Genomic DNA, 21,016 nt, shown 5'->3' with positions numbered 1-21,016 from the left:
CGGCGTGACCTCGATCAGTTCGGCGAGCCCGGCCTTCACCGGGCGCGACCCCGACAACCGGCTGTTCGGGCCGCTGCCCGACGTGCAGGGCGAGGCCGGCTACGACGGCGACCACCCGGCTCGCGTGGGGTTCTTCACCGACACCTCGGTGTGCATCGGCTGCAAGGCCTGCGAGGTGGCGTGCAAGGAGTGGAACACCCTGCCGATGGACGACTCGCACGGCGTGCGCGACGTCATCGGGCTGTCCGGGATGTCCTACGACAACACCGGGCAGCTGGGCGCCAACTCCTGGCGGCACGTGGCGTTCGTCGAGCAGACCCGCACCGTGGACCTGCCGATGCCGACGTTCGGCCGGCCCGGTGACGACCGCCAGGACAGCGGCCGCTCGGTCACCGACGGCCCGAACGACGAGAGCCTGGCGACGGCGCAGCAGAGCGTGCTGAACGCCGAGGCGCTGTCGGAGTTCGACCCGCAGACCGGGCAGTCGGGGACCGACAAGCAGATCCGCTGGCTGATGAGTTCGGACGTGTGCAAGCACTGCACGCACGCCGGGTGCCTGGACGTCTGCCCGACCGGGGCGCTGTTCCGCACCGAGTTCGGCACCGTGGTCGTCCAGGGCGACATCTGCAACGGCTGCGGCTACTGCGTGCCGTCCTGCCCGTACGGCGTCATCGAGCAGCGCAAGGACGACGGGCGGGTCTTCAAGTGCACGATGTGCTACGACCGGCTGACCGACGGGCTGCAGCCGGCGTGCGCGACGGCCTGTCCGACCCAGTCGATCCAGTTCGGCAACCTCGACGAGCTGCAGGCCCGCGCCGATGCGCGGCTGGCCACGCTCAAGGCGCAGGGCGTCGAGACCGCCCGGCTCTACGGGCGGGACGAGGACGACGGCGTCGGCGGCGCGGGGGCGTTCTTCCTGCTGCTCGACGAGCCGGAGGTCTACGGGCTGCCGCCGGACCCGGTGGTCACCACCCGCGACCTGCCCGCCATGTGGAAGGCCGCGGGTGCCGCGGCCGCGATGATCGTCGGGGTCGCGATGTCCGCCGTCCTCGGCTCACGGAGGCCCAGGTGACCGAGCTCGCGAGGTCACCCATGAGCAGAGCACCGTTGGGCACAGCTCCGACGAGCGCCAGCGAGGAGGAGCTGTGACCGAGGGCATCGCGACGCCGGGGGCCGGCTGGCGGCGGGCGGACGGACCGCCGGCGCAGAAGCGACAGAAGCGGCGCCGGCGCGGCGGAGGCCGCCCCGGCGGCGAGGTGGCGATGGTCGAGGAGGCCGAGTTCACCTCCTACTACGGCCGGCCGATCATCAAGCCGCCGGTGTGGAAGACGCCGGACGTGCCGCTGTACCTGTTCCTCGGTGGCGCGGCCGGCTCGTCGTCGATCCTGGCGGCGCTCGCCGACCTCACCGACCGGCCGGCGCTGACCCGCAACTCCCGGTACGTCTCCGGGGGCGCGGCGGTCGCCTCGGTGGTGTTCCTCATCCACGACCTGGGCCGGCCCGAGCGGTTCCTGCACATGCTGCGGGTGATCAAGCCGACGTCCCCGCTGTCGATCGGCTCGTACATCCTGGCGCCGTTCAGCGCGGCGGCCGGGGCGACGGCGGCGGTGGAGCTGCTGGGCTGGTTCCCGCGGCTCAAGCGCTTCGGCGGGGTGGTCGCGGCGCTGTTCGGCGGCCCGCTGGCGACCTACACCGGGGTGCTGTTCTCGAACACCGCCGTCCCGTCGTGGCACGCCGCCCACAAGGAGCTGCCGTTCGTCTTCGGCGCCTCGGGGATGGCCGCCGGCGGGGGCCTGACGATGGCCCTCAGCCCGGTCGAGGAGGCCGGCCCGTCCCGCAAGATGGCGGTGGCCGGCGCGGCGATCGAGCTGGCCGCGATGCACCGGGTCGAGAACGAGTTCGGCATCGTCAGCGAGCCGTACCACGAGGGCAAGGCCGGCCGGCTGCTGCGGGCGGCCAAGTCCTGCACGGCGGCCGGGGCGGCGCTCACCGTCGTCGCCGGACGGCGGCGCGCGGGTGCGGTCGTCGCGGGCGCGCTGCTCGCGGCCGGGTCGCTGCTCACCCGCTTCGGCGTGTTCGAGGCGGGCATGGCCAGCGCCAGGGACCCGAAGTACACCGTCGTCCCGCAGCGCGAGCGGCTCGCCGCGCGGGAGAACGGCCACGCGCCCTCCGTCACCCGCTGACGGCGGTGCGGTTGGCGGGGCCGGCCGAAGGATGGGTGTGGCCGTCCTCGTCGTCGCGGTGCCGGCGCCGCCGGTCGTCGTCCTGGGGTACGTCATCGGGTATGCGGTGTGGGACCCGATCGGCGCACCGCTCGGTGCGGCAGGAGGCGGTCACGGAGGCTCACCTGCAGGCGCTCGAGCCCGGTGACCTGGTGGTGGGCAGATCGACCATCTCGCGGTTGGGATGGCGGCCCGGCTGGGCCGACCTCCTTCAGCCACGCCGCCCGGTCGCGTTGAAACGGCCGCTGGCCGCGGCACCAGTCCGGATGACGTCACTCGGCTTCGGGCCGCACTGCCTTGCCTGGGGCGACGCTGTCGCGTTGCCCCGCGCACAGCGAGGCGCCATCGGCGAGGCGCGCTGGGGTAGCTGCTCGGTGGGGCCGTCCTGATCCGCGAGCGGGTGGTTCGACCTGGCCTCCTTCGGCTCCTACGGCGGTGCGAGGAGGAACGGGCGGGGATCGCTACTTCGGGTGATGCGCCGGCTCGCGGCATCCAGCAGAGCTGCTGTCGTGAGCGCACCCGGTTCGCTCACCACGGCCAGTCCCCGTTGCCCCAGTTCGGCGGCCAACTCGACCTGGTGATCGTCTATCTGTTCGCCGTGCTCCTGCACGCGCGGCACCACCACAGGGCAGCGGCCGGCATCGAGGGCGTCGAGCACAGCCCCCATCCCGGCGTGCGTGACCACCAGGTCGGCTTTCCTGATGGCCACGTGCAGCTCGGCTGCCGACAGCCACGGGGTAGGTCGATCCACCAGACCGCTGACGTCGGTGTGGCCGGTCTGCCAGAGCACCTCCGCTCCAATCGGCAGGAGGGGGATCAAGTGCTCGATCAGGCGGCGGAAGGGCTGCCGCCAGCTGCCCAGGGTCACGACGACGCGGTCCAACCGTGGCGCCGCGTTCACCGCCTCTTGCTCGAAGCCGTCGAGTATCGACCCGGCACAGGACCACCGGCCCGACGCCCATTGTGCGTGCTGGGTGTAGCAGTGGACGCCAGGGATGTGCTGAAGGATGCGACCGGTCACCGATGGCCCGGTCACCCGAGTTCCGGACTCGATGTAATGGCACGCCATCCCCAACGTGCGAGCCGTTGGCAGGAAAGCCACCGCGATGCTCGAACCGGTGCTCAGGACGCGCTCGGGTCGGTACTCGTGCAGGATCCTCCAGGCCCGCAGGGCCATCGCCGCTGTCCCCGGGAGGTCCCGGGAACCGAGGTCGGGCACGAAGACGGTCTGCGAGTCTCCGAGCAGCGACCTGCTCTGCAGCGTGTCATGGGTGACCCAGAGGATGTCGTCGTCACGGGGCACCAGTCGCGGGGCGAGCGTGACGAGCTCGTTCAGGTGGCCGCCGGTCGAGGCCACGAAGAGAGTCGTCATCGCCTCTCCAACGCTGTCATGGACTTGGAGCGTCGTGCCCCCAGCGGCTCCAGGAGCGTAGCGATGAGCGGAGACGCAGGTCGCTCGCTACATCATGGCGAAGCCATCCGCGTACGCGGACACCGGGAGACGGCGGTCTCGCACCACGCTCGACGGCCAGGAGACGGAGCCCGGCGGGCCGGTACCGCGCCGCGCCGACAACCGGCACCATCCACCAGTGACCACCGTCCCTTGCTGGGGACGTCGACCTCGGTTCGGTGCGGTCGGTCTGCGGCTCGCCGGGAGTCCGGACCGGACCGACGTCCCACGGTGGACAGCCCCCGCATCCGTGGCGCCCTCGCCTCGCCGCTCTCACCAGCCTGCGGAACGGGCCGCCGCCACCTCGGTGGGCGGAACCGTGAGCGGGGCCCTGCCTTCGACGGACACGATACAATGCTGTGATCGGCAACACAGCGGTACGGCGCCCCGGCGGGCAGGATGATGCTCCGGGTCCTGCCGCACGCAAGGCGTCCTGGCGGGGCGCGCTCGCGGCGCTGACGCTCGTGGTCGCGCTGGTCGGAGCCACTGGCTTGTGGTGGTTCAGCGCCCGCCACCTCGCGGACGATGGGTCGCGCCAGCCCGCTCCGGCAGAGGAGCGGCAGGCTGAAGAGGATGCCCTCCAACGCCGCGTCGTGTCGGAGCTCGAGGTGTTCACGGATTGGCTCGCCCGCAACGGTGTCGAGGGCTACGTCGGCGAGGTCGGGATACCGAACGACGGGGACGTCGAACGGTGGCTCCGGCTGGCAGAGCGCTGGTTCGAGGAGGCCGACGAGGCTGGGCTCTGGGTGGATGTGTGGTCGTCGGGAGAATGGTGGGGTTCCGACTACGTCTATTCCCCCTTCACACACGGACCGAACGGTGGACCGCTCGCGATCACCACGCCGACGGGGGAACTCGTGGCACGGCATGCTCGGGACGGCAACGAGCCGCGCGGGGTGAACGTCAGCGGGGGCGAGTTCGGCGCCCCGGGGAGCACTGATGAGGTGACCGTGTTCTCGAACGAGAACCCGGGCGAGTATGGCAGGGACTATCGATACGACAGTCAGGAGTCCTTCGACTACCTCGCCTCCGAGGGGATCGACACGGTGCGCCTGCCGTTTCGGTGGGAGCGCATCCAACCGGCACTGGGTGAAGAGCTCGATCAGGAGGAACTCGGCCGTCTACGAGGGGCCGTCGGCCGGGCGCATGCTGCGGGTCTCGAGGTCATCCTCGACGTGCACAACTACGGCGCCTACCACCTCATCGAGGGGACCCACGGGGTGCGCCGGGCCATAGGTTCGGACGAGCTGAGTCAGGATGACTTCGCTGACCTGTGGCGCCGGCTCAGCGAGGCCTTTCGCGAGGATCCTGGCGTCTTGGCCTACGACCTCATGAACGAGCCGTCGAACCTGCCCGAGGTCGACGGCAGATCCCCCGCGCAAGTGTGGGAGGAGGCTTCGCAGGCCGCGGTCACTGCCATCCGGACGGCCGGCGACGACACGCTCATCATGGTGGCCGGCTATCAGTACTCTCACGCCGGCGAGTGGCCTGAGCAGCATCCCCAGGCGTGGATCGAGGACCCTGAGGACAATGTCAAGTACGAAGCCCATCACTACTGGAAGCGCGGTGATGGGAATTCCTACGCCATGGAATTGGCCTACGCGGAGGAGTCGGGCTACTGACCGCGTCGGTGCGGGGTACGGGCGCGATCCGTTCCAGCGGGCCTCGTGCCGAGGTCAACCTCTTGGGGCCGGCTCGAGCTGATCGAGGCTGTGGGGGACCGGGCTCGCCTCTCGATGCTGAGCGCCAGGTGTGTGCCGGGTGTCGTGTGCGTTCGCGGGGAGCTGCCTGTGGCACTTCAGGGAGGGCGGCCGATGCAGACTCTGTGTCGTCGAGTCGTTCGCTGATCCGTCCTGCCCCGCGCGGACCCTCACGCTCATCAGCGCCTGCGCCCGTCGGGGAGTGAGCAACCCACTGTGGTGGTCGGAGTGCCGCGGCCCCAGGAAGGTCGGTCGGCCCCCAGATCTTCAGAGGTCGTCTTCGAGCGTGGTCGTCTCATGCCTCGGCAGCCCGCGGACGGATCTGCCGGAAGTAGCGAGCCAGGATCCTGCGGTAACGAGTGAGAGACAGCAGGACAACGACTGGGACGAACAACAACGGCGCGTAGGGAAGTGGTACCAGGGAGACGAAGATGGGTGGAGCAAGCGCGAAGAACCAGGGCGCGCTGGTGCGGTACCGGAGCGGGAACAGCCTCGTGACCTGCCGATGGAGCACGGCGTAGGAGGCCATCGCCCCGACCTCGGCGAGGCCGTACCCGATCAATCCGAACGCCGGCACGAGGATCAGGGCGCACCCGGCGAGGAGTCCGACGCAGGTGAGGTGGAAGACGGCGACCTGGCGGTTTCGCTTCAGCACGTACAGGACGGACGAGTGCATGCTGAACATGGCGTTGGTGAGGGCAGCCAGGGAGATGAAGGGAAAGATCCCGATCACTGGGTGCCACGACTGACCGAGCAGGTCAGGGAGCCACGTGACCCCGATGGCGCCGACGCACAGAAAGGGCGCAACGCCGAGTACCTGCAACGTCGTCCCCTCGTCGATGGCGCGACGGAGGCGACCGGCGTCGCCTTGCAGCTTGGCCAGTGCAGCGATCGACAAGCGCCAGGTCGCCGTGCGGACGAAGGAAGCGACTTCGACGAGACGCGTCGCGAGACTGACGTAGGCGACGCTCTCGGGCCCGAGATACCGCCCCACTATGAGGGGGTTCACCAGCAATCGAGCGCTCCAGATCCAGTTGGCCCCTGAATAGCTCAGGCCGTACTGGAGCATCTCTCGCACCAGCACGGGGGACCATACGAGCGCCGGTCGGAGTCGAGCCGCCCAGAAGCTCCCCACGACCAGCCAGGTCTGCCAGAGCCAGAAGCCCACGATCGGGCCCCAGACGCTCTTGGTGAGAAGCGCGAGAGAGATCGCCGCCGTATAGAAGATGAGCTGACCGACCAGCTCGAGGATTGCGACCTTGCGGAAGTCGAGGTCGCGCTCGAGCGCGGCGAAAGCTGGTTGGCAGATCAGCACCAGCGGGATCGCGAGGAAGAGGGCCTGTAAGGGAGTGATGAACCGCTCGTCCTCGAACCACAAGCGAAGCAGCGGTTGAGCGAGGACCGAGAGGGCGGCCACCGCCGCTCCGCCGAGCAAGAGCAAGGTGAATGCCTGGGAGTAGACGAACCGGTCAGGTTCCTGCTCCCTGCGAACCAGATACACCTCGACCCCGAGCCTGGCGACGTCTGCTACGAATGTGACGATCGCCAGTGCGCCCGCGTACACGCCGTAGTTGGCGGGCCCGATCAGCCGTGTCAGGAGCAGCACGCCTCCCACTCCGATGGCGAGCCCTGCTGCCTGGCGCAGGACGAGGTAGCGACCTCCTCGTAGTACTTTCTGCCGGAAGCCTCCTGGCTCGGGAGCAGGTGTCACGGCGCCTCACCCGACCTCGCCCCTCGCCGTTCCGCAGGTGAGTCAGCCGGCATGCCGGAGTGGCAGGTCGCGCTCATGCTGACGTCCACCACCGCGTCGCCTCCCAGGAGGCGGTGAGGGGCGGCTCGAGCGCTCGCGGTCAGCATCGCCACGCTCAGTCAGCCTGCGCCCGGATGATCTCGGCGATGGCCGCGACCCATCCGTCCAGGGTCAGATGCGCCTCGGCGAACCGCTTGGCCGCTCTCCCCATCCGCTCAGCTTCCTCACGGTTGGTGAGCAGGTGCTCGAGGGCCAGGCGAAGGGCCCGTGGATCTGCGGGAGGCACGTACATCCCGGTCTCACGATGCTGGATGAAGTCGGCCTGTCCTCGTGCGTGAGTCACTACTACAGGCCTGCCCATCATCATCGCCTCGCAGATGACCGTGCCCCCCGCATCGAAGTCCACGTCCTGGAGGGGGACGACCACGAGCCGGGCTCGCGCGTACAGGTCCCGGAGCTCACGGTGGTCGAGCTGCTGTCGGAGCCGGACGTTGGGTGGGAGATCGGATGCGAGGATGGAGCCGAAGGTGGGGCCGAGGTCGAGCGCCGCGTCGCCGCTGCGGAACACACTGCTGCCGACAGCGATCTCGACTTGCACATCAAGGCCTCGGACGGCCTCCAGCAGTGTGCCGTAGTCCCGCGCCTCGGCGCCGACCGCGCAGACGAGATTCTCGGAGGGCCTGCCGTCATGGCGCCAGAAGCGCTCGTCAGCCTGCATGAGGACGTGGTGCAGCTTGGCGCGGGGAACGCCGAGGCGCTCGGCTGCGTGGTGCATCTGCACGCTGCTGTAGTTGACGATCGCCTTGAGGTGCGAGTGCACCCGAAGTGGGCGCAGGAACACGGCCTTCTTGCGCGGGGACAACCACACGGAGACCAGCACGAGGTCACGACGCGAACGCGCCAGCTTGAACAACCCCGCCAACGGGAGCCCCAGCCGGTCGGCTCTTGCCATGATGTGCCGGTAGCGGCGACGGAGCAGGAACGCCTCGATGACCTGAGCGGGAACGGTCCCGCTGCGTCTCATGACCGCTCGAGCGAGCCAGGTCGCCCTGTTGACCAGATACGCCATGTCCATCACGTCTGCGTCGATGGCATGGGCCAACTCCACGTAGTCGGTCCGCGGTCGCTCTCCCGCCTTGGCCGATCGCATGAGCTCGTCGGCACTCGGCTGTCCTGGCCACGCAGGCGCCAGGACGAGACTGCGTCGTCTCCCGTCGTCGACGGTCACTTCAACCTCCTGCGCTTCGGCCAGCGCAGGACGTTGGCGGGGAGCGGACGGGAGCGGACGAGAAGGTGACGGGGCGCTGGGGCCGCCTCAGGATGGCACAGCCACGCGCATTGGGGAGGTCCCGGAACCGTCGGGCGTGCACATCGACGAACTTCACCCTTCGTCGGCCAGCGCACGTCGCCGTGCCCGATTCCCAAGGCCCGACCGGCCGCACCGGTACGAGCGAGAGTCCATGTCTGCGCAGGTCCATGGGGTCGTGGCGACCTTTCAGGTCATCTGCGGATCAGCAGCCCAGACGGCGCTGCCGACGTTACGCTCGGGAAGTGGCCAAGGTGAGCGTGATCATCCCCGCGTACAACGCCGAGGACTTTCTGGAGCGGGCAGTGCGCTCCGCGCTCGCCCAGACGGAGTGGGACCTCGAGGTGATCGTCGTCGACGACGGATCGGCCGACGGGACATTTGACGTAGCACTACGCATCGCCGAGGAGGACCGGCGAGTCCGAGTGGTCAAGAACGTGAAGAACTGTGGTGTCTCGGTCAGTCGGAATCGCGCCATTGCGCTGGCCTCCGGTGATTGGATCGCCCTGCTCGATGCGGATGACACATGGCTTCCACGAAGACTTGAAGCGCTGCTGCTGGCCTCGGACGGCGCCGATGTCGTCTGCGATGACCTTCTGTTCATCAACGAGTCCCGCACCGACACGAATGCCCTGGAGTACTGGAGTCTTTCCGGCTGGGTCGGCCTGCGCCGCCGTGAACCGTACTGGCTCACCCTGGCCGAGTTCATCCGCTACGACCTCGGGCTGCTGAAGCCAGTCATTCGACGCGACTTCCTCGCGGCGCAGGAGATGTGGTACGACACCGAACTCCGCGTGACCGAGGACTACTACCTCTACGTCCGGCTCCTTGCCGCAGGAGCTCGCTGGAGGCAGCTCCCGGAGGGCTATTACCTCTACCTCAGGCACGCCAACTCACTGACATTGAGTCCAGACGCGGTCATCTCCCAGCATGTCACGAGCTCACGGGCGCTACTGTCCGATCCGACCGTCATCACTGACCGGAGAGTCTCGGCTGCTCTGCGGCGCCATCACCGCCACGCACGCGCATCCGTCGCCAAGCACACGATCTCCCAGCTGATCCGACACCATGACCTCGTGGGATTCGCCAACCTGCTGCGCACCAACCCGGACTACGCACCACTCGTGCTGTGGAAGGTCGCCTGGCACATGTACATGCGGGCGGTACGTCGGATGCAGAATCCGCGTCGACCGGTTCCGGCTCGCATGCCCGAACGCTCCTTGGACGTGGCCGTGCCTCGGTCGACGTTGCCGACGGAGTGCTCCGTCACTGGCGAGGAGTCGGCAGACAGGAGGAATTCGCAGGGCTCGTGATCGTGGGATCGGTGTCGACGGGCGGGGTCCGAGCCGATGGTGGACCTGCGGGCTCACTCTCGTCGATCGAAGGCGTGTTCCGGTCGGGCTGGCGCCGAGTCGAACACAGGGTCGCCGAGGGCGACCGGCGCACGAGCGACAGCATCCACGCGAAGGCGAACGGCACCTGCCCAGAGATGCACGTGGCTCTCCTGACTCCGGCTCGCGGCTCACAGCGTCCTGCTCCCTCATCCACCGCGGGCGTGCCACAGCACACAGCGGGTCGACCGCATGTCACGCCTGGGCGTCCGTGCGTGGTCGAGTCGAGCCTCGCGCTCTTTCGTCATCGAGGAGCCTGCCGCTGGTGAGCGCAACGAGGCTGAACAGAAGGTCCCCCGTGCCTCGTAGGAAGATGTGCGGGTCCAAGACCGAGACGACCATGAGCACACCCCAGGCCATCTCGATACAGGTTCCGCAGGCGCCGAGGGCGTCGCGTCGGCTGGCGACGTCATGCGCGTGGCGCAGCACGGCAACCGAGAGCCAGATGAAGCCGGCCAGCAACGGGATCCCGCCGATCCACAAGAATTGGAGGTATCCCGACTCGATCCAGATGACGTCCCGCCAGATGTCCGGGGCCATGAGCACGGAGTCCGGGGAGACCCCGATCACGAATCCGTAGTCCTCGAAGAGGGGCGGCAGGTAGAGGTAGGTCACGTTGTCCCAGCGGACGAGCCAGCTCTGCGGTACGCCGAGTTCGCCGTCTATGCCTTGCAGCCGACCGAGAACAGCCGGAGCACCGATGACGAGCGCGCACGCAGCGAGGGGGGCGAAGCGGATCGCCCGGCGCCGCACCTCCGGGATCCGGTACGCGACGATTCCGCCGGCCACGAGCGCTGCCAACCAGGTGGAGAACTGGCCGGAGGCAAGTAGCCCCGTCCCGAGGACCAAGCCGAGGAGGAGCCGCTCCTTGCGCCCGATCAGGCCGCGGACGGCAGCCGCGATGAGAAGGCCGAGGCCGATCAGGATGTAGTCGCCAGTGGCGATCGAATGCCCGAGTGTCGCCGAGCCGCGGGCGCTGGATTCCGGGAGTCCTGCGTCAATACCCCAGTAGGTGCCCAGGAGGGACAGCACGGGACGGACGCCCAACGTCTGCAGCACGGCGATGCCTCCGAGGGCTGCCGCGGTCCAGATGACCAGACGGATGCAGCGCCGGAGTTGAGCGGCCGTGCGCACGGTGATGCGGACCAGGAGGAAGAGCCCGGCGAGCTTCACCGCCGGGAGCAACGCAATGAGCTCGGTCCCCTTCGGGGTCGCGCCACGCAACATCAGGGAGACGACGGGCCACAGTGTGGCCAGCATGACGAAGGTCGCGAGTGGCAGGTCCAGCGGACGCAGGCGCAACGCGAGCGGGCGGCCCATGAGGAACCGGGCGTATCCGCCGGCGCACACGCCGGCAGTCAGCACGACCAGCAGGGCCTCGTTCGGACGGAGCAGGGGTATCAGATCGCCGCGTTGGATCCCGGCGATGAAGGGAAGCGTGCCGAGGTAGACGTAGGTCGCGGTGATCGGACGCCATGCCGTCAATGCGAAGAGCCCGAGCGCCGCGGCGACCACCCCGGTCATCGGCCCGGTCAGTGCAGCCATCAGGCCGGCCAGCGCGGCAGCGGCGAGCGAGAACGTAGCGGTGCGACGGCCGGGGGCCCGGAGGGACGGCTGCAGACGGTCGACCTCGGCGGTCGCCGTCACAGCGATGCGGGACGGTCGACGGGACCCGGTGCAGCAGTGACCGAAGCGCCCCGTGCGCCGCCGGGCCCGCGCCCGGGAACAGCCGTGGGAGGCGCGAGCACCGTCACCGGATCCGTCGACCCCGCGTGCCCCGTCCACCGCCGCGCGAGGAACGCGACCGCCCCCGCTGCGAGCAGCAAGGCGGTGAGCGCTCCGGTCGCTGCCGCAAATCGTGGCCGTGGGCTGACGGGATCCGGCACGGAGTACGCAGGGGTCAACACGGTGGCTGCGTCCTGCGCGGCGAGCTCCATGGAGTCGAGCTGCCCGAGAAGCGACGCCTCCCGCAGGGCCAGGATCTCCGCCTCGTCCGTCGAGAGGCCCGGCCTGCCCAGACGGTCCCGTACCTCCCGGAGCTGCGCCTCCACGGACTCGGTGTCGATGTCCTCATCGGGAGCATCGGGAGTATTCGCCAGCGCGAGATAGCCGGCCGTGAGCTGCTCCAGCAGCCGCTGGCTGCGCGCGCTCGACGAGTCCCGGACCTCGACCTGGATGACCTCGCTGCTCTGGACAACCATCGCGGTCACCTGTCCGCCGAGTTCCTCGGCGGTCAGCCCGTTCGCCGATGCGATCGGCTCGAGCAGCGTGCGGCTGCGGAGCACCACCAGCTGGGTGTTCAGGGTGCGGTCCTCGCGCAGCAGCTCGTTCGGCTTGGCCTGCGCCAGGTTGTAGTGCAGCTCCGCGCGAGCCGCGTACTGCTCGGGCAGCAGCAACGAGCCGACATAACCGACGACCCCGCCCAGCAGTGTGATCACCATGGCCAGCAAGGCGAGACGAAGCCACTGTGCCCTGGTCAGGCCGTGTCCCGGGGCGGCATGCAGTCTGGCCCGTCGATCCTGTCCAGGTTCCCGGCCATCGTCGGTCCTGGGCTGGGCGGGTGACGCCGCTGCCGGGATCCCGGGGAGCGACGCGCTCGAGTCATCGGGCGCCGGGCCGCTGCGGGGCATCATCGGAGGTCGATGAGCAGGAGGGCGGGGATCACGGAGTCACCTCGTACAACCGGAAGGAGTTGGATCGCGCCCATTCCCTGCCGGGGCGCCACCCGCGCAGCGTGCGGACCGGCCGCACCCGGCGGGTTCGAAGCAGTGCAGCCTCCTCTGCCGGATTGCCGTAGACAATCCGTAGCCGACGGGGATGACGGTCCACGGACGTCAACAACCCCGCGATGACGGTCTCGAAGACCTCGCCGACGAACGGGTTGTAGAAGAAGGCGACCGTCACGTCGTCGGGGATCTCGAAGTCGGCCGCGTTGGCCCGGATCAGCCGCACGTCACGGCAGCGCAGCCGGTCCTGGCACACTTCGAGGTTGCGCTGGGCGATCTCGTGCAGGCGCTCGGAGAGCTCCACGCCGTACACCCGCCGGACCCGGTAGTACAGGGCTGCCTGCAGCACGACGCGGCCCTTGCCGGAGCCGAAGTCGATGAACACATCCTCGTCGGACACCTCCCGAGGCGGCAGGATCCGACGCAGGTTCGTCACCCCGGCGGGCATGTACCGCACGGATCGGGGATCCGACAGGCCGAGGTCAGCGCAGCTCATCACCCCAGCAGTGTCGACGTGGTAGCGCCTGTCGAACAGGACATTCGTCGCGAACTGCCTGGCTGTGATGTAGGGAGGCTTCACGGCTCTCTCGAACAGGAGATTGATCACTGTGGTCCTCCGGAGGAGATACCGGGTCCGCCGGTTTCGGCTGAGTGCGTGGGATCCGGTGCGAGACCTGCGTTTCACCCAGGAGACGATCTGGCGTCCGGCAGCGGACCGGCGCGCCAGGTCGTAACCGGCTCGCAGGATCGGGGAGGAGATCATCTCCACGGGCTGTGGGTACCGGAACACCTGGCCCCCGAAGCGGGCCTTGTACCAGTCCGGGCCCGATAGCGCGTCCAGGTCCGCCCGGCGTCCCGACATCAGCGCGGGTACCGACGTCGGCGACACTCCCCCGAAGTCGAACCAGCGGTAGCCATTCTCCTTGGCCCACTTCATCGCGCCCCAGTGCACCGCAGCCGCTACATAGAGCCGCCGCTCCTCGTCGGAGCGATGCAGGCCGACCAGGCGGAGCTTCAGCACCGTGCCGCAGGCGGTGAACACGGCCATCGCGACGGGACGGCCGGCGACCTCACCGACGAAGACGACGAGGTGTCCCGCAGGGGCCAGCTCCTGGTACATCGTGCGCAGGTAGTCGACGCCGAACGGGGTGAAGCCCTGGTGCTGGGCTGTCTCGGCAAGCAGTCCGGCGAGCATCGGGACGTCCTCTTCATACCCCCGGCGGACCGTCACCCCACGCCTTTCCCAGGACCTCGTCCAGGTCCGCAGCCGCTTGCTGAGATTGGCCCGCAGTTCGGCCTCGTCGAGACTGAGGTCGACGTGCAGTGATGCGGCCGGGGCGACATCCGCGTCGGAGTCCCGGAATCCACGATCCAGCAACGCCTGGGAGGCGCGCTCGGCGCCCTCAGGTGGTTGCACGAACAACATGCGGAAGCGACGCCGGCCCAGCTGTGCCAGCGTGTCCGCGATCGTGTCCTGCACGGCGTCCGGCTCCTCGTCGGCGGACGACACGACCGGGCCGTACGGGACGTATCCAAGGATGCCCAGCCCTGGCATGCGACGCACCATGATCTGCGCGCCGCCCACCAACCGCTCGCCATGGACCACCAGGACGTACATCGCGCCGTATCCGGCGAGCCTGCGGATGCGTGCCCATGCCGAGAGCTGCGCGACATCGGCGAGAGGGTGTGAGCGCACCAGGTCGTCCCACTCTCCGAGCCTGGTCTCGCCGGGGGTGGTGCAGACGACCACCGAGAGCGAGCCCGCCGTGGAGGCACCCAGGCCGGGCGCAGTCGTTCTCCCGGGCCTTCGGGTGCAATGGAGATGTAGGCGTAGGCGCATGGTCAGCAGAAGAACCGGTACAGAGCCGCCCCGGCACGCGCGGTGACTGCCTGCGGCACGGAAGGGTCGGTGAGGAGGTCGGTGATCGCAGCCAGGGTCTCCTCCACGTCGGTCCGGCGGCCGAGAGGCGGCCCTCCGGCGTTGAGCGTGCGGATCCGGCCTTCCACGCTGGCCCATCCGCGCTTGTACCTGCCCAACCCGGGCTGATCCAGATCGGACAACCCCCAGTCGAGCATCCGGAGCCCCCGACCGTGGGCCCACCGGATCACCTGCCAGTGGATGGCGTCGTTCGGCCGTAGCGGCAGGAACTCCACCTGGGAGGCGCCGAACTTGTAGTACGCGGTGTCCTGCCAGACCAGGTACAGCGCGCCGGCGACCGGTCGACCGTCGACCATGGCGAGCGCGGTCCGGATGGCGTCTGCAGGGGAGAAGGCCTTCCAGATGCGATCGAGGAACTCGCGCGGCTGGGCGAGCAGTCGGTACTTGCGCTTGCGGAGCTCGACGTGGAGCCGGTGGTACTCCCGCACCGCCTCGGCCTCGGCGCTGAGGATCACCTCCACGCCGGCTCGCTCCGCTGTCGCGATGTTCCGCCGGGTCTGCGGACGGAACGCCGCGTGCAGTTCGTCCAGCGACCGGGTCAGCGGGGTCGCGTGCCACGCCGCCTCCCCGATGGTGCTCAAGCGCGGGTCCTCGACGGCCGGCGACGTGTCGAGGCACCGGAGGTTGAGCGGGACCTCGTCGCCCAACGCGTCGGCCGCCACCGCCTGCCACGAGGTCAGGTCCTCGACGATGGGGTCGGCTCGGTCGCAGAAGGGCAGAGCCACGCGTCGCTGCCCGCGCAGGTCGTTCACGTCGATCCAGGCGACCCCGGCGTCCGGGCTCCCGGAGTCGTCCACCCTGACCCGTGCCGAGGGCGTGAAGCCGTACGTGTCGCTGACGGCCGTGATCCACGGCGGGGACGTGAAGAGGCTGCCCCCCGGGCCGCTGGCCAACTCGTGCCACAGGGGATGGGTGCGGGGATCCACACGCTGGACCGCGGTCACAGGCAGGGAATCCCGGCGGACGGCATGCAGGACCGGGCCGGAATGGGATTCATCGGGCGCCGTCCCCACGCAACAGGGCTGGAATCGTGGCGATGAGGATCGACAGGTCGCGTCCCAGCCGCCGGTCGCGCACGTACTCCAGGTCGAGCTCCAGCATGTCCAGCGTCCCCATGGTGCTGCGGCCTCTCACCTGCCAGAGACCCGTCACGCCAGGGCGGACACTGAATCGTTCGGCATACTTCGCCGGGAACATGTCGGCCTCCCAGTCCAGGCAGGGCCTCGGCCCGACCAGCGACATGTCGCCGCGGAGGACGTTGAACAGCTGAGGCAGCTCGTCCAGGCTGGTCCGCCGCAGAAAGCGGCCCGAGCGGGTGATCCGGGGATCGTGCTCGATCTTCGTGCTGCCGCCGCGGCACGTGTCCTCGCCGCGCAGCTCCGCGGCGATCAGTGCGCGATGCGCCCCGTCGTCCACGCCGACGCGCATGGAGCGGAACTTGTAGAAGGTGAACGGGCGCCGCCCGAGGCCCACCCGCTGCTGCCGGAGGAGCGTCGGACCGGGACTGTCCAGCCGGACCCAGACGGCGATGGCCAGGGACAAGGGGGCCGTGAGCACCAGGACGGCGGCAGCGCCGATGATGTCCAGCCCTCGACGGGGGGCCGCCTCCCAGCTGCGCTGTCTGCCCGCACGTGGTCGATCAGAAGCCGTGGTTCCTCCCGCCGAGAACGCCGCACTGCTCATGAGGCGGCCGCTGGGGTCAGGTTGGAACGCCTGCCGCTCTGAACGCCGAGCGGCCCGGCGTCAGCGGGGATCCCGTCACCGGCATCACGCGCAGCCTCGTCCGTCGCCGCCGCGACGCGGACGATGTGCGACCAGGTTCCTGCTCGTGTCTTGGGCGAGACATCGCCGCGAACGCCGCCGATGAAGGCGGCATGCTGGGACCTGCGGCAGCCGTGGCGAACCCTGCGGCGTCGTCTGCGCTGAGCCCCCATGAGTCCTCCGTGTGGGACGTGGCCGGGCAGTATGAGTGACGGCTCAGGCCGCGCTACCAGCATTGGTTAGGGCTGAAGCCGCCATTCCGCTTCCCCGACTCGTGCCGTTGTGACACTGATGTGTCAAAGATGGACCGTCAACCCAAATGCGCGCCGCGGGAGTCTTCGCCGACCGGAAGTGTCCACCGTGATCGACTACGCGCAATCGCACCTGCTGAGGCTTCGTGCCGGTCGGTCGATGGCAGCCTCTCGCCGTCCGCGTCGTGGCCGCGCAGCCGGAACAGGCGCCGCGCCGAACCGCTCTGTCGCAGCCTCGCCCAATTGCGTCGGCCGAGACCTGCCAACCGTCCGCGGATCGCTCTGGGGGGTCTGGGGGCCGCCGTCCACCTGGTGTTCCGCCCTGGCCGTCGGTCCAGGTGCGGCCTGGGCGTCTCGCTGCGGGTGTGGGACGGAGTTGACGCTCCGTTACACAGTCGTTATCTTACCCAGTGTGCTCAATCGTATTCGGTGCGCACTGTGAAGCGCCACCGCGTCCAGAAGAAGGCTAGGTCGACCCGATGGATCGTCAGCCTCGTCTTGCTACTGCTCGTACTGGCGGGCACGCAGGCCGCGACCTCCGTCCCTGAACCCGAGCCGCTGTCCAGTTCAGCCCTGGAAGAAGCGGCTGCGAAGAAGGAGCGTCGCGCTTCAGCGGCGCGCGCAGCGGCGTCCCGCCTGAGCCGTGCCTCCTCAGTCGCGCGTGAGGCGCTGCCCACGGCGACACCTCGATCGAACTCCGCCGTACCGGCGGCTGCCGCCCCAGCCGACGAGCGTGCACCGGCCGGTTCTCCCGCTCAGCCGCCAGTCCTCCCGGCAGAGAGCGGCTCAACCGCTGCGCCGGCCGGTTCCTCCACCTCGTCGGCGGCGGACGACTCGGCCTCGGCGCCGACACAGCCGACCTCGACTGCTGGCGGTGAGGTTGCGGTCGGTGGCTCGTTCCCGCTCCTGTCGCCGGGGAGTTCCCTCCCATCAGGTGAGGAGTGCGCGGCCCGGGTGCAGCGCGACCAGTGGGAGCCGAGGCCGGAGAACGCGACGGCGAACGGCACCCCTCCCACGGGTCCCGCCCCCTACGGCATGGCCTCGTGGTCCACCGCTGAGGCCGATGGGCCCGCCTATCGAGGCCGCGTCGACGGCGATTTCACTGGCACAACCGACGAGATCATCCAGTGGGCCTCGTGCAAATGGGGATTTCCCACCGACCTCAACCGGGCGCAGGCGGTGATCGAGACCACCTGGTGGCAGTCCGTCGTCGGTGACGAGGGAGAGTCGTACGGGCTCTACCAGATGAAGACGACGGTGTGGGGCGCGTATCCCAACTCCTCTTCATCGACAGCCTTCAACGCCGATTGGGCCATGGGGCTCCGCAGGGCCTGCTACGACGGCGCCATGTGGTACCCGGAACTCCGCGGCAACTTGGAAGCCTGCATCGGCGTCCACTTCTCCGGCGATCCGGCCGAGTCGACGTGGCGTGGGTATACGGACGAGGTGCTGGAGTACGAACGGACCAAGCCGTGGCTGCAGTGGCCGTCCGCCGCTGGGACTCCACCCACGGCCACTCGGGGAGGCTGAGCCGGCGAGGTCGCCGGCTTCCGCCCGGTTGCTCGACCTGGGCGGCGACGTCGGTCCAGTCGCGCGGCGGCCCGCTACCGGGCTGCTGCGCGACTGGACCCAGCAGGTCTCCGAACCTGTGTTGATCAGGATGGGTGGCTGGGAGGCCAACAGGTCCGCGGGGTCCTCCGGGCGGACCCTCGCAGCTCTGATTGCCCGGCCCGCGCCACGACCCCGTCGTCGACGTGGTAGGCGCCGAAGCCCTGCACATCGAGGACGCTCCCCCGAGGTCGGCCGCGTGGCCACCCTGGACCCGGGTTGCGGCCGCCCGGACGCCACCCGGTGGGACCTGCGGGTCGCCGTGGCCGAGGGCGGGGGCGATGGAGCTCCGAACCGCGGCCGCAAGCACGTCACGGTGGATCCAGCGGAGGCACACTGAGCGCTGTCCGCAGGACCGGCCAGCGATGAGGGAGCCGCCTCATGCAGCGAGCACCGAGAGCCGACTCGGGGGGACCTCGAGAAGTATCCGACGGGTTCACCGCCCAACGGCTGCAGGTTCTGCAGACCGTCCCCTCCGGTGGGGCGCATGACCGTCCACAGCCGCTCGCAGTCGTGATCGGGTCGGGCTGCGTGGAGGTGATCCGCGCGCTCGCCATCGCGGGAATCCCCTCTGTGGTCGTCGCGCCTCATCATGATGAAGCGCAGTACTCGCGGTTCGCCACGAAGGCCTTCGACTGGGACTGGGACCTCCCCATCGAGCAGTGCAGCGAGCAGTTGCTCGAGCGCCTCCTCGAGCTCGGTCGTCGCCAGGGCGACCCGCCGGTGCTGTTCTTCTGCTCGGATCAAGCTCTGGTCTTCACATCCCGCTACCGGTCTCAGCTCGAACCGACCTTCCGCTTCGTCGTCGCATCGCCGGATCTGGTCGAGGACGTGTCGGACAAGCAGCGCTTCAGCGCCCTGAGTGGGCGGCTGTCGCTTCCGGTTCCCGTCACCCATGTCGTCGAGTCGGCCGCGGCGTTCGCGGATGTGGACTACGACGCGCGCGTCTTCCCTCTGATCGTGAAGCCGGCTCTGCGCAGCAGGACGTGGGCGTCCGCTGAGCTTGCCAAGGCCCTCCGCGTCGATGATCTCGGGGAGCTGAGGACTCTCGCTGAGCGGTTCCGAGGGTCGGACCAACGGTTCATCGTCCAGGAGTGTGTCGACGGCCCCGAGTCCGCGATCGAGAGCTACCACGTGTACGTGGATGGCAGAGGTTCGATCCGGGGCGAGTTCACCGGCCGGAAGATCCGTACTCTCCCCGCCGAGTTCGGGCACTCCACGGCGTTGGCTCTGACCGAAGCTCCAGACGTCAGGGACCTCGGTAGGAAGTTGATCGACGAGATCGGGCTGTGTGGGGTGGCCAAGTTCGACTTCAAGCGCTCATCCCATGGGGAGCTGTACCTCTTGGAGATCAACGCCCGTTTCAGTCTCTGGCACCACCTGGGGGCCAGAGTGGGAGTCAATCTCCCGGCGATGGTGTACGCGGATCTGATCGGTGGTCGATGGGTCGGCAACCCGACCGACCGCGCGACCACTGCGACCTGGGTCCACCCCAAGGACGTTCTGGCCGCGAGGCAGGCCGGCGTGCCGTTGCTGCGGTGGCTGGTCTGGGCCGCAAACTGCGACGCGAAGGCATTCTGGGCGTGGAACGATCCGCTCCCGTTGTTCGCGGCCGGTGGGGCCTGGATCCGCGAACACGTCCCGGAGCATCGGCGGGGACGGTCATCGAAGCCCGACGACCGTGGCTGAGAGGTCGGGCGACAGCCTGTCACTCCATGGATGGGTGTCAGCTGTACCTACCGTCGTCCCGTGACCAGCGTTCTCGGCCTGGACCCCCGGCCATGGTGTGAACCGACTTCGTCGGCGAGTCACGTCCGCCGTTGTCCCCAGAACCTGCACCGGTGAGGAGGACGGGACAGCTGATGCGGATCGGCCTGCTCTCGGATGTGCACGCGAACCACTCCGCGTTGCAGGCGGTCCTCGGATTCCTCGAGGACCGAGGGGCTGAGCGGCTGCTCGTGGCCGGGGACCTCGTGGGTTATGGCGGCCGGCCCAACGAGTGCGTCGAGCTGCTGGCTGGGGCCGGTGCTCACTGCGTGGCCGGGAACCATGACCTGTTCGTCCTCGACCGGCTGCCGCCCACGCGGTTCCCCCCGATGGCCCGCCGCAGCGCCGAGTTGACCCGGTCGTTGCTCTCGGCCGACGTCCGGGCGTTCCTCGAGTCGCTGCCGCTGAGACTGCAGGCGGACACGATCCTCATGACCCACGGTTCGCTGGACAGTCCCGAGGAGTACGTCGTCGACGAGCCGCGCGCGCAGGAACTGTTGCGCCGGATGCCGGTAGAGGCTCCTCGGAGCGACACGCTGGTCCTGGGCCACACCCACCGGCAGTGGTGCGTGGTCGCGGGTCAGGGAGCAGTCCCCGCGCAGGGCCGACTTCTCCTGCCAGGAGGCGCCCGCCTGCTCAATCCGGGTAGCGTCGGCCAGTCCCGGCAGCGTGAGCGCCGACCTCGCGCGCGGTGCGCCCTGTACGACAGCAGTTCCAGCAGCGTCGAGTTCCTCCGGCTCGACTACGACGTGGAGTCCAGCCGACGCGTACTCCAGGAGCTGCGCCTCCCCGATCGCTGTCTGTACGCGCCGCCACGGGTGCGAGGCCGGGTCCGCATGATGGCCCGCCGGATCGTCGACCGGGTCCTCGGGGGCCGGCCCTGAACCACTGCGGCTGAGGGACCCCGCACGCGGATGGTCCCTCCTCGGCGCAGGGTTCAGGCCCAGTGCGACGGCATCCGCGACGCCGGGCCACCGTCGCTGCGAAGCCGTCGACCACCCCACCGGCTCACGGGCCCCGGACGGGGCCCGGTCCGGAGCCGGCTGACAACGTGTTGAGAAAGGGCTCAGGAAGCTCGTGCTGGCTGCCAGGGACGGCGGCCGGGAGCCGGTGCGAGTCGGCGGGCCATCAGCCCGATCATGGCC

Annotated in this window: 15 protein-coding genes; 7 read left to right on the top strand and 8 right to left on the bottom strand. The window is 69.2% G+C overall.

Going from position 1 to position 21,016, the window contains the following annotated elements:
• The first annotated feature begins 4 nt into the window (after window positions 1-4).
• A complete protein-coding gene (locus tag CNO22_RS07470) occupies window positions 5-1,072 on the top strand; it encodes a 4Fe-4S dicluster domain-containing protein (RefSeq protein ID WP_100498769.1) in 1,068 nt (355 codons plus the stop codon).
• 73 nt (window positions 1,073-1,145) lie between these two features.
• Window positions 1,146-2,183 (top strand): NrfD/PsrC family molybdoenzyme membrane anchor subunit, encoded by a 1,038-nt coding sequence (gene nrfD, locus CNO22_RS07465; RefSeq protein ID WP_100498768.1) that lies wholly within the window; start codon window positions 1,146-1,148, stop codon window positions 2,181-2,183.
• A 466-nt stretch (window positions 2,184-2,649) separates the two neighbouring features.
• On the opposite strand, the gene CNO22_RS07455 is transcribed toward nrfD, so the two are convergent.
• On the bottom strand, window positions 2,650-3,594 hold the full coding sequence (locus CNO22_RS07455) for a glycosyltransferase (RefSeq protein ID WP_100498766.1): 945 nt from the start codon (window positions 3,592-3,594) through the stop codon (window positions 2,650-2,652).
• Between the two features lie 542 nt (window positions 3,595-4,136).
• Between CNO22_RS07455 and CNO22_RS07450 the strand changes: the two genes are divergently transcribed.
• A complete protein-coding gene (locus CNO22_RS07450; protein ID WP_157936845.1) occupies window positions 4,137-5,294 on the top strand; it encodes a glycoside hydrolase family 5 protein in 1,158 nt (385 codons plus the stop codon).
• A gap of 373 nt (window positions 5,295-5,667) precedes the next feature.
• Here CNO22_RS07450 and CNO22_RS07445 read toward each other — a convergent pair whose 3' ends face one another.
• Together CNO22_RS07445 and CNO22_RS07440 are read right to left on the bottom strand one after the other, a co-directional pair.
• On the bottom strand, window positions 5,668-7,083 hold the full coding sequence (locus CNO22_RS07445) for an oligosaccharide flippase family protein (protein ID WP_100498764.1): 1,416 nt from the start codon (window positions 7,081-7,083) through the stop codon (window positions 5,668-5,670).
• Window positions 7,084-7,237: 154 nt separating this feature from the next.
• Window positions 7,238-8,350 carry a glycosyltransferase family 4 protein gene (locus CNO22_RS07440; protein ID WP_100498763.1) on the bottom strand — a complete coding sequence of 371 codons (1,113 nt, stop codon included), beginning with the start codon at window positions 8,348-8,350 and terminating at the stop codon, window positions 7,238-7,240.
• Window positions 8,351-8,673: 323 nt separating this feature from the next.
• Here CNO22_RS07440 and CNO22_RS07435 point away from each other — a divergent pair, with 323 nt between their 5' ends.
• Complete coding sequence (locus tag CNO22_RS07435; protein WP_157936843.1) at window positions 8,674-9,741, top strand: glycosyltransferase family 2 protein; 1,068 nt, start codon at window positions 8,674-8,676, stop codon at window positions 9,739-9,741.
• Window positions 9,742-10,014: 273 nt separating this feature from the next.
• Here the strand turns inward: CNO22_RS07435 and CNO22_RS07430 are convergent, their stop codons facing one another.
• The 5 genes from CNO22_RS07430 to CNO22_RS07410 all read right to left on the bottom strand — a co-directional run bounded on the left by CNO22_RS07430 (window position 10,015) and on the right by CNO22_RS07410 (window position 16,167).
• Complete coding sequence (locus tag CNO22_RS07430) at window positions 10,015-11,466, bottom strand: hypothetical protein (protein ID WP_100498761.1); 1,452 nt, start codon at window positions 11,464-11,466, stop codon at window positions 10,015-10,017.
• Window positions 11,463-12,269 carry a YveK family protein gene (locus CNO22_RS07425; RefSeq protein ID WP_157936842.1) on the bottom strand — a complete coding sequence of 269 codons (807 nt, stop codon included), beginning with the start codon at window positions 12,267-12,269 and terminating at the stop codon, window positions 11,463-11,465. The genes CNO22_RS07430 and CNO22_RS07425 overlap by 4 nt, the downstream gene beginning before the upstream one ends.
• A 211-nt stretch (window positions 12,270-12,480) precedes the next feature.
• On the bottom strand, window positions 12,481-14,295 hold the full coding sequence (locus CNO22_RS07420) for a GNAT family N-acetyltransferase (RefSeq protein ID WP_198588164.1): 1,815 nt from the start codon (window positions 14,293-14,295) through the stop codon (window positions 12,481-12,483).
• Between the two features lie 92 nt (window positions 14,296-14,387).
• Window positions 14,388-15,281, bottom strand: coding sequence for a lipid II:glycine glycyltransferase FemX (locus CNO22_RS07415; protein WP_157936841.1), 894 nt, complete (start codon window positions 15,279-15,281; stop codon window positions 14,388-14,390).
• A gap of 196 nt (window positions 15,282-15,477) precedes the next feature.
• Window positions 15,478-16,167, bottom strand: a complete 690-nt coding sequence (locus CNO22_RS07410; RefSeq protein WP_100498757.1) for a sugar transferase — start codon at window positions 16,165-16,167, stop codon at window positions 15,478-15,480.
• Between the two features lie 1,283 nt (window positions 16,168-17,450).
• On the opposite strand from CNO22_RS07410, the gene CNO22_RS07405 reads away from it, so the two are divergent.
• The 3 genes from CNO22_RS07405 (at window position 17,451) to CNO22_RS07395 (ending at window position 20,755) form a co-directional block, all read left to right on the top strand.
• A complete protein-coding gene (locus CNO22_RS07405) occupies window positions 17,451-18,026 on the top strand; it encodes a hypothetical protein (RefSeq protein WP_100498755.1) in 576 nt (191 codons plus the stop codon).
• Between the two features lie 609 nt (window positions 18,027-18,635).
• On the top strand, window positions 18,636-19,793 hold the full coding sequence (locus CNO22_RS07400) for a carboxylate--amine ligase (protein ID WP_157936840.1): 1,158 nt from the start codon (window positions 18,636-18,638) through the stop codon (window positions 19,791-19,793).
• Between the two features lie 152 nt (window positions 19,794-19,945).
• Window positions 19,946-20,755: a metallophosphoesterase family protein gene (locus CNO22_RS07395; RefSeq protein WP_157936839.1), complete on the top strand. Its 810-nt coding sequence runs from the start codon at window positions 19,946-19,948 to the stop codon at window positions 20,753-20,755.
• The last annotated feature ends 261 nt before the right edge of the window (window positions 20,756-21,016 follow it).

The organism is Geodermatophilus chilensis, from assembly GCF_002802985.1.
In the GTDB taxonomy this organism is placed as follows: Bacteria; Actinomycetota; Actinomycetes; order Mycobacteriales; family Geodermatophilaceae; genus Geodermatophilus; species Geodermatophilus chilensis.
This window is presented reverse-complemented; position numbering and strand designations above follow the sequence as displayed.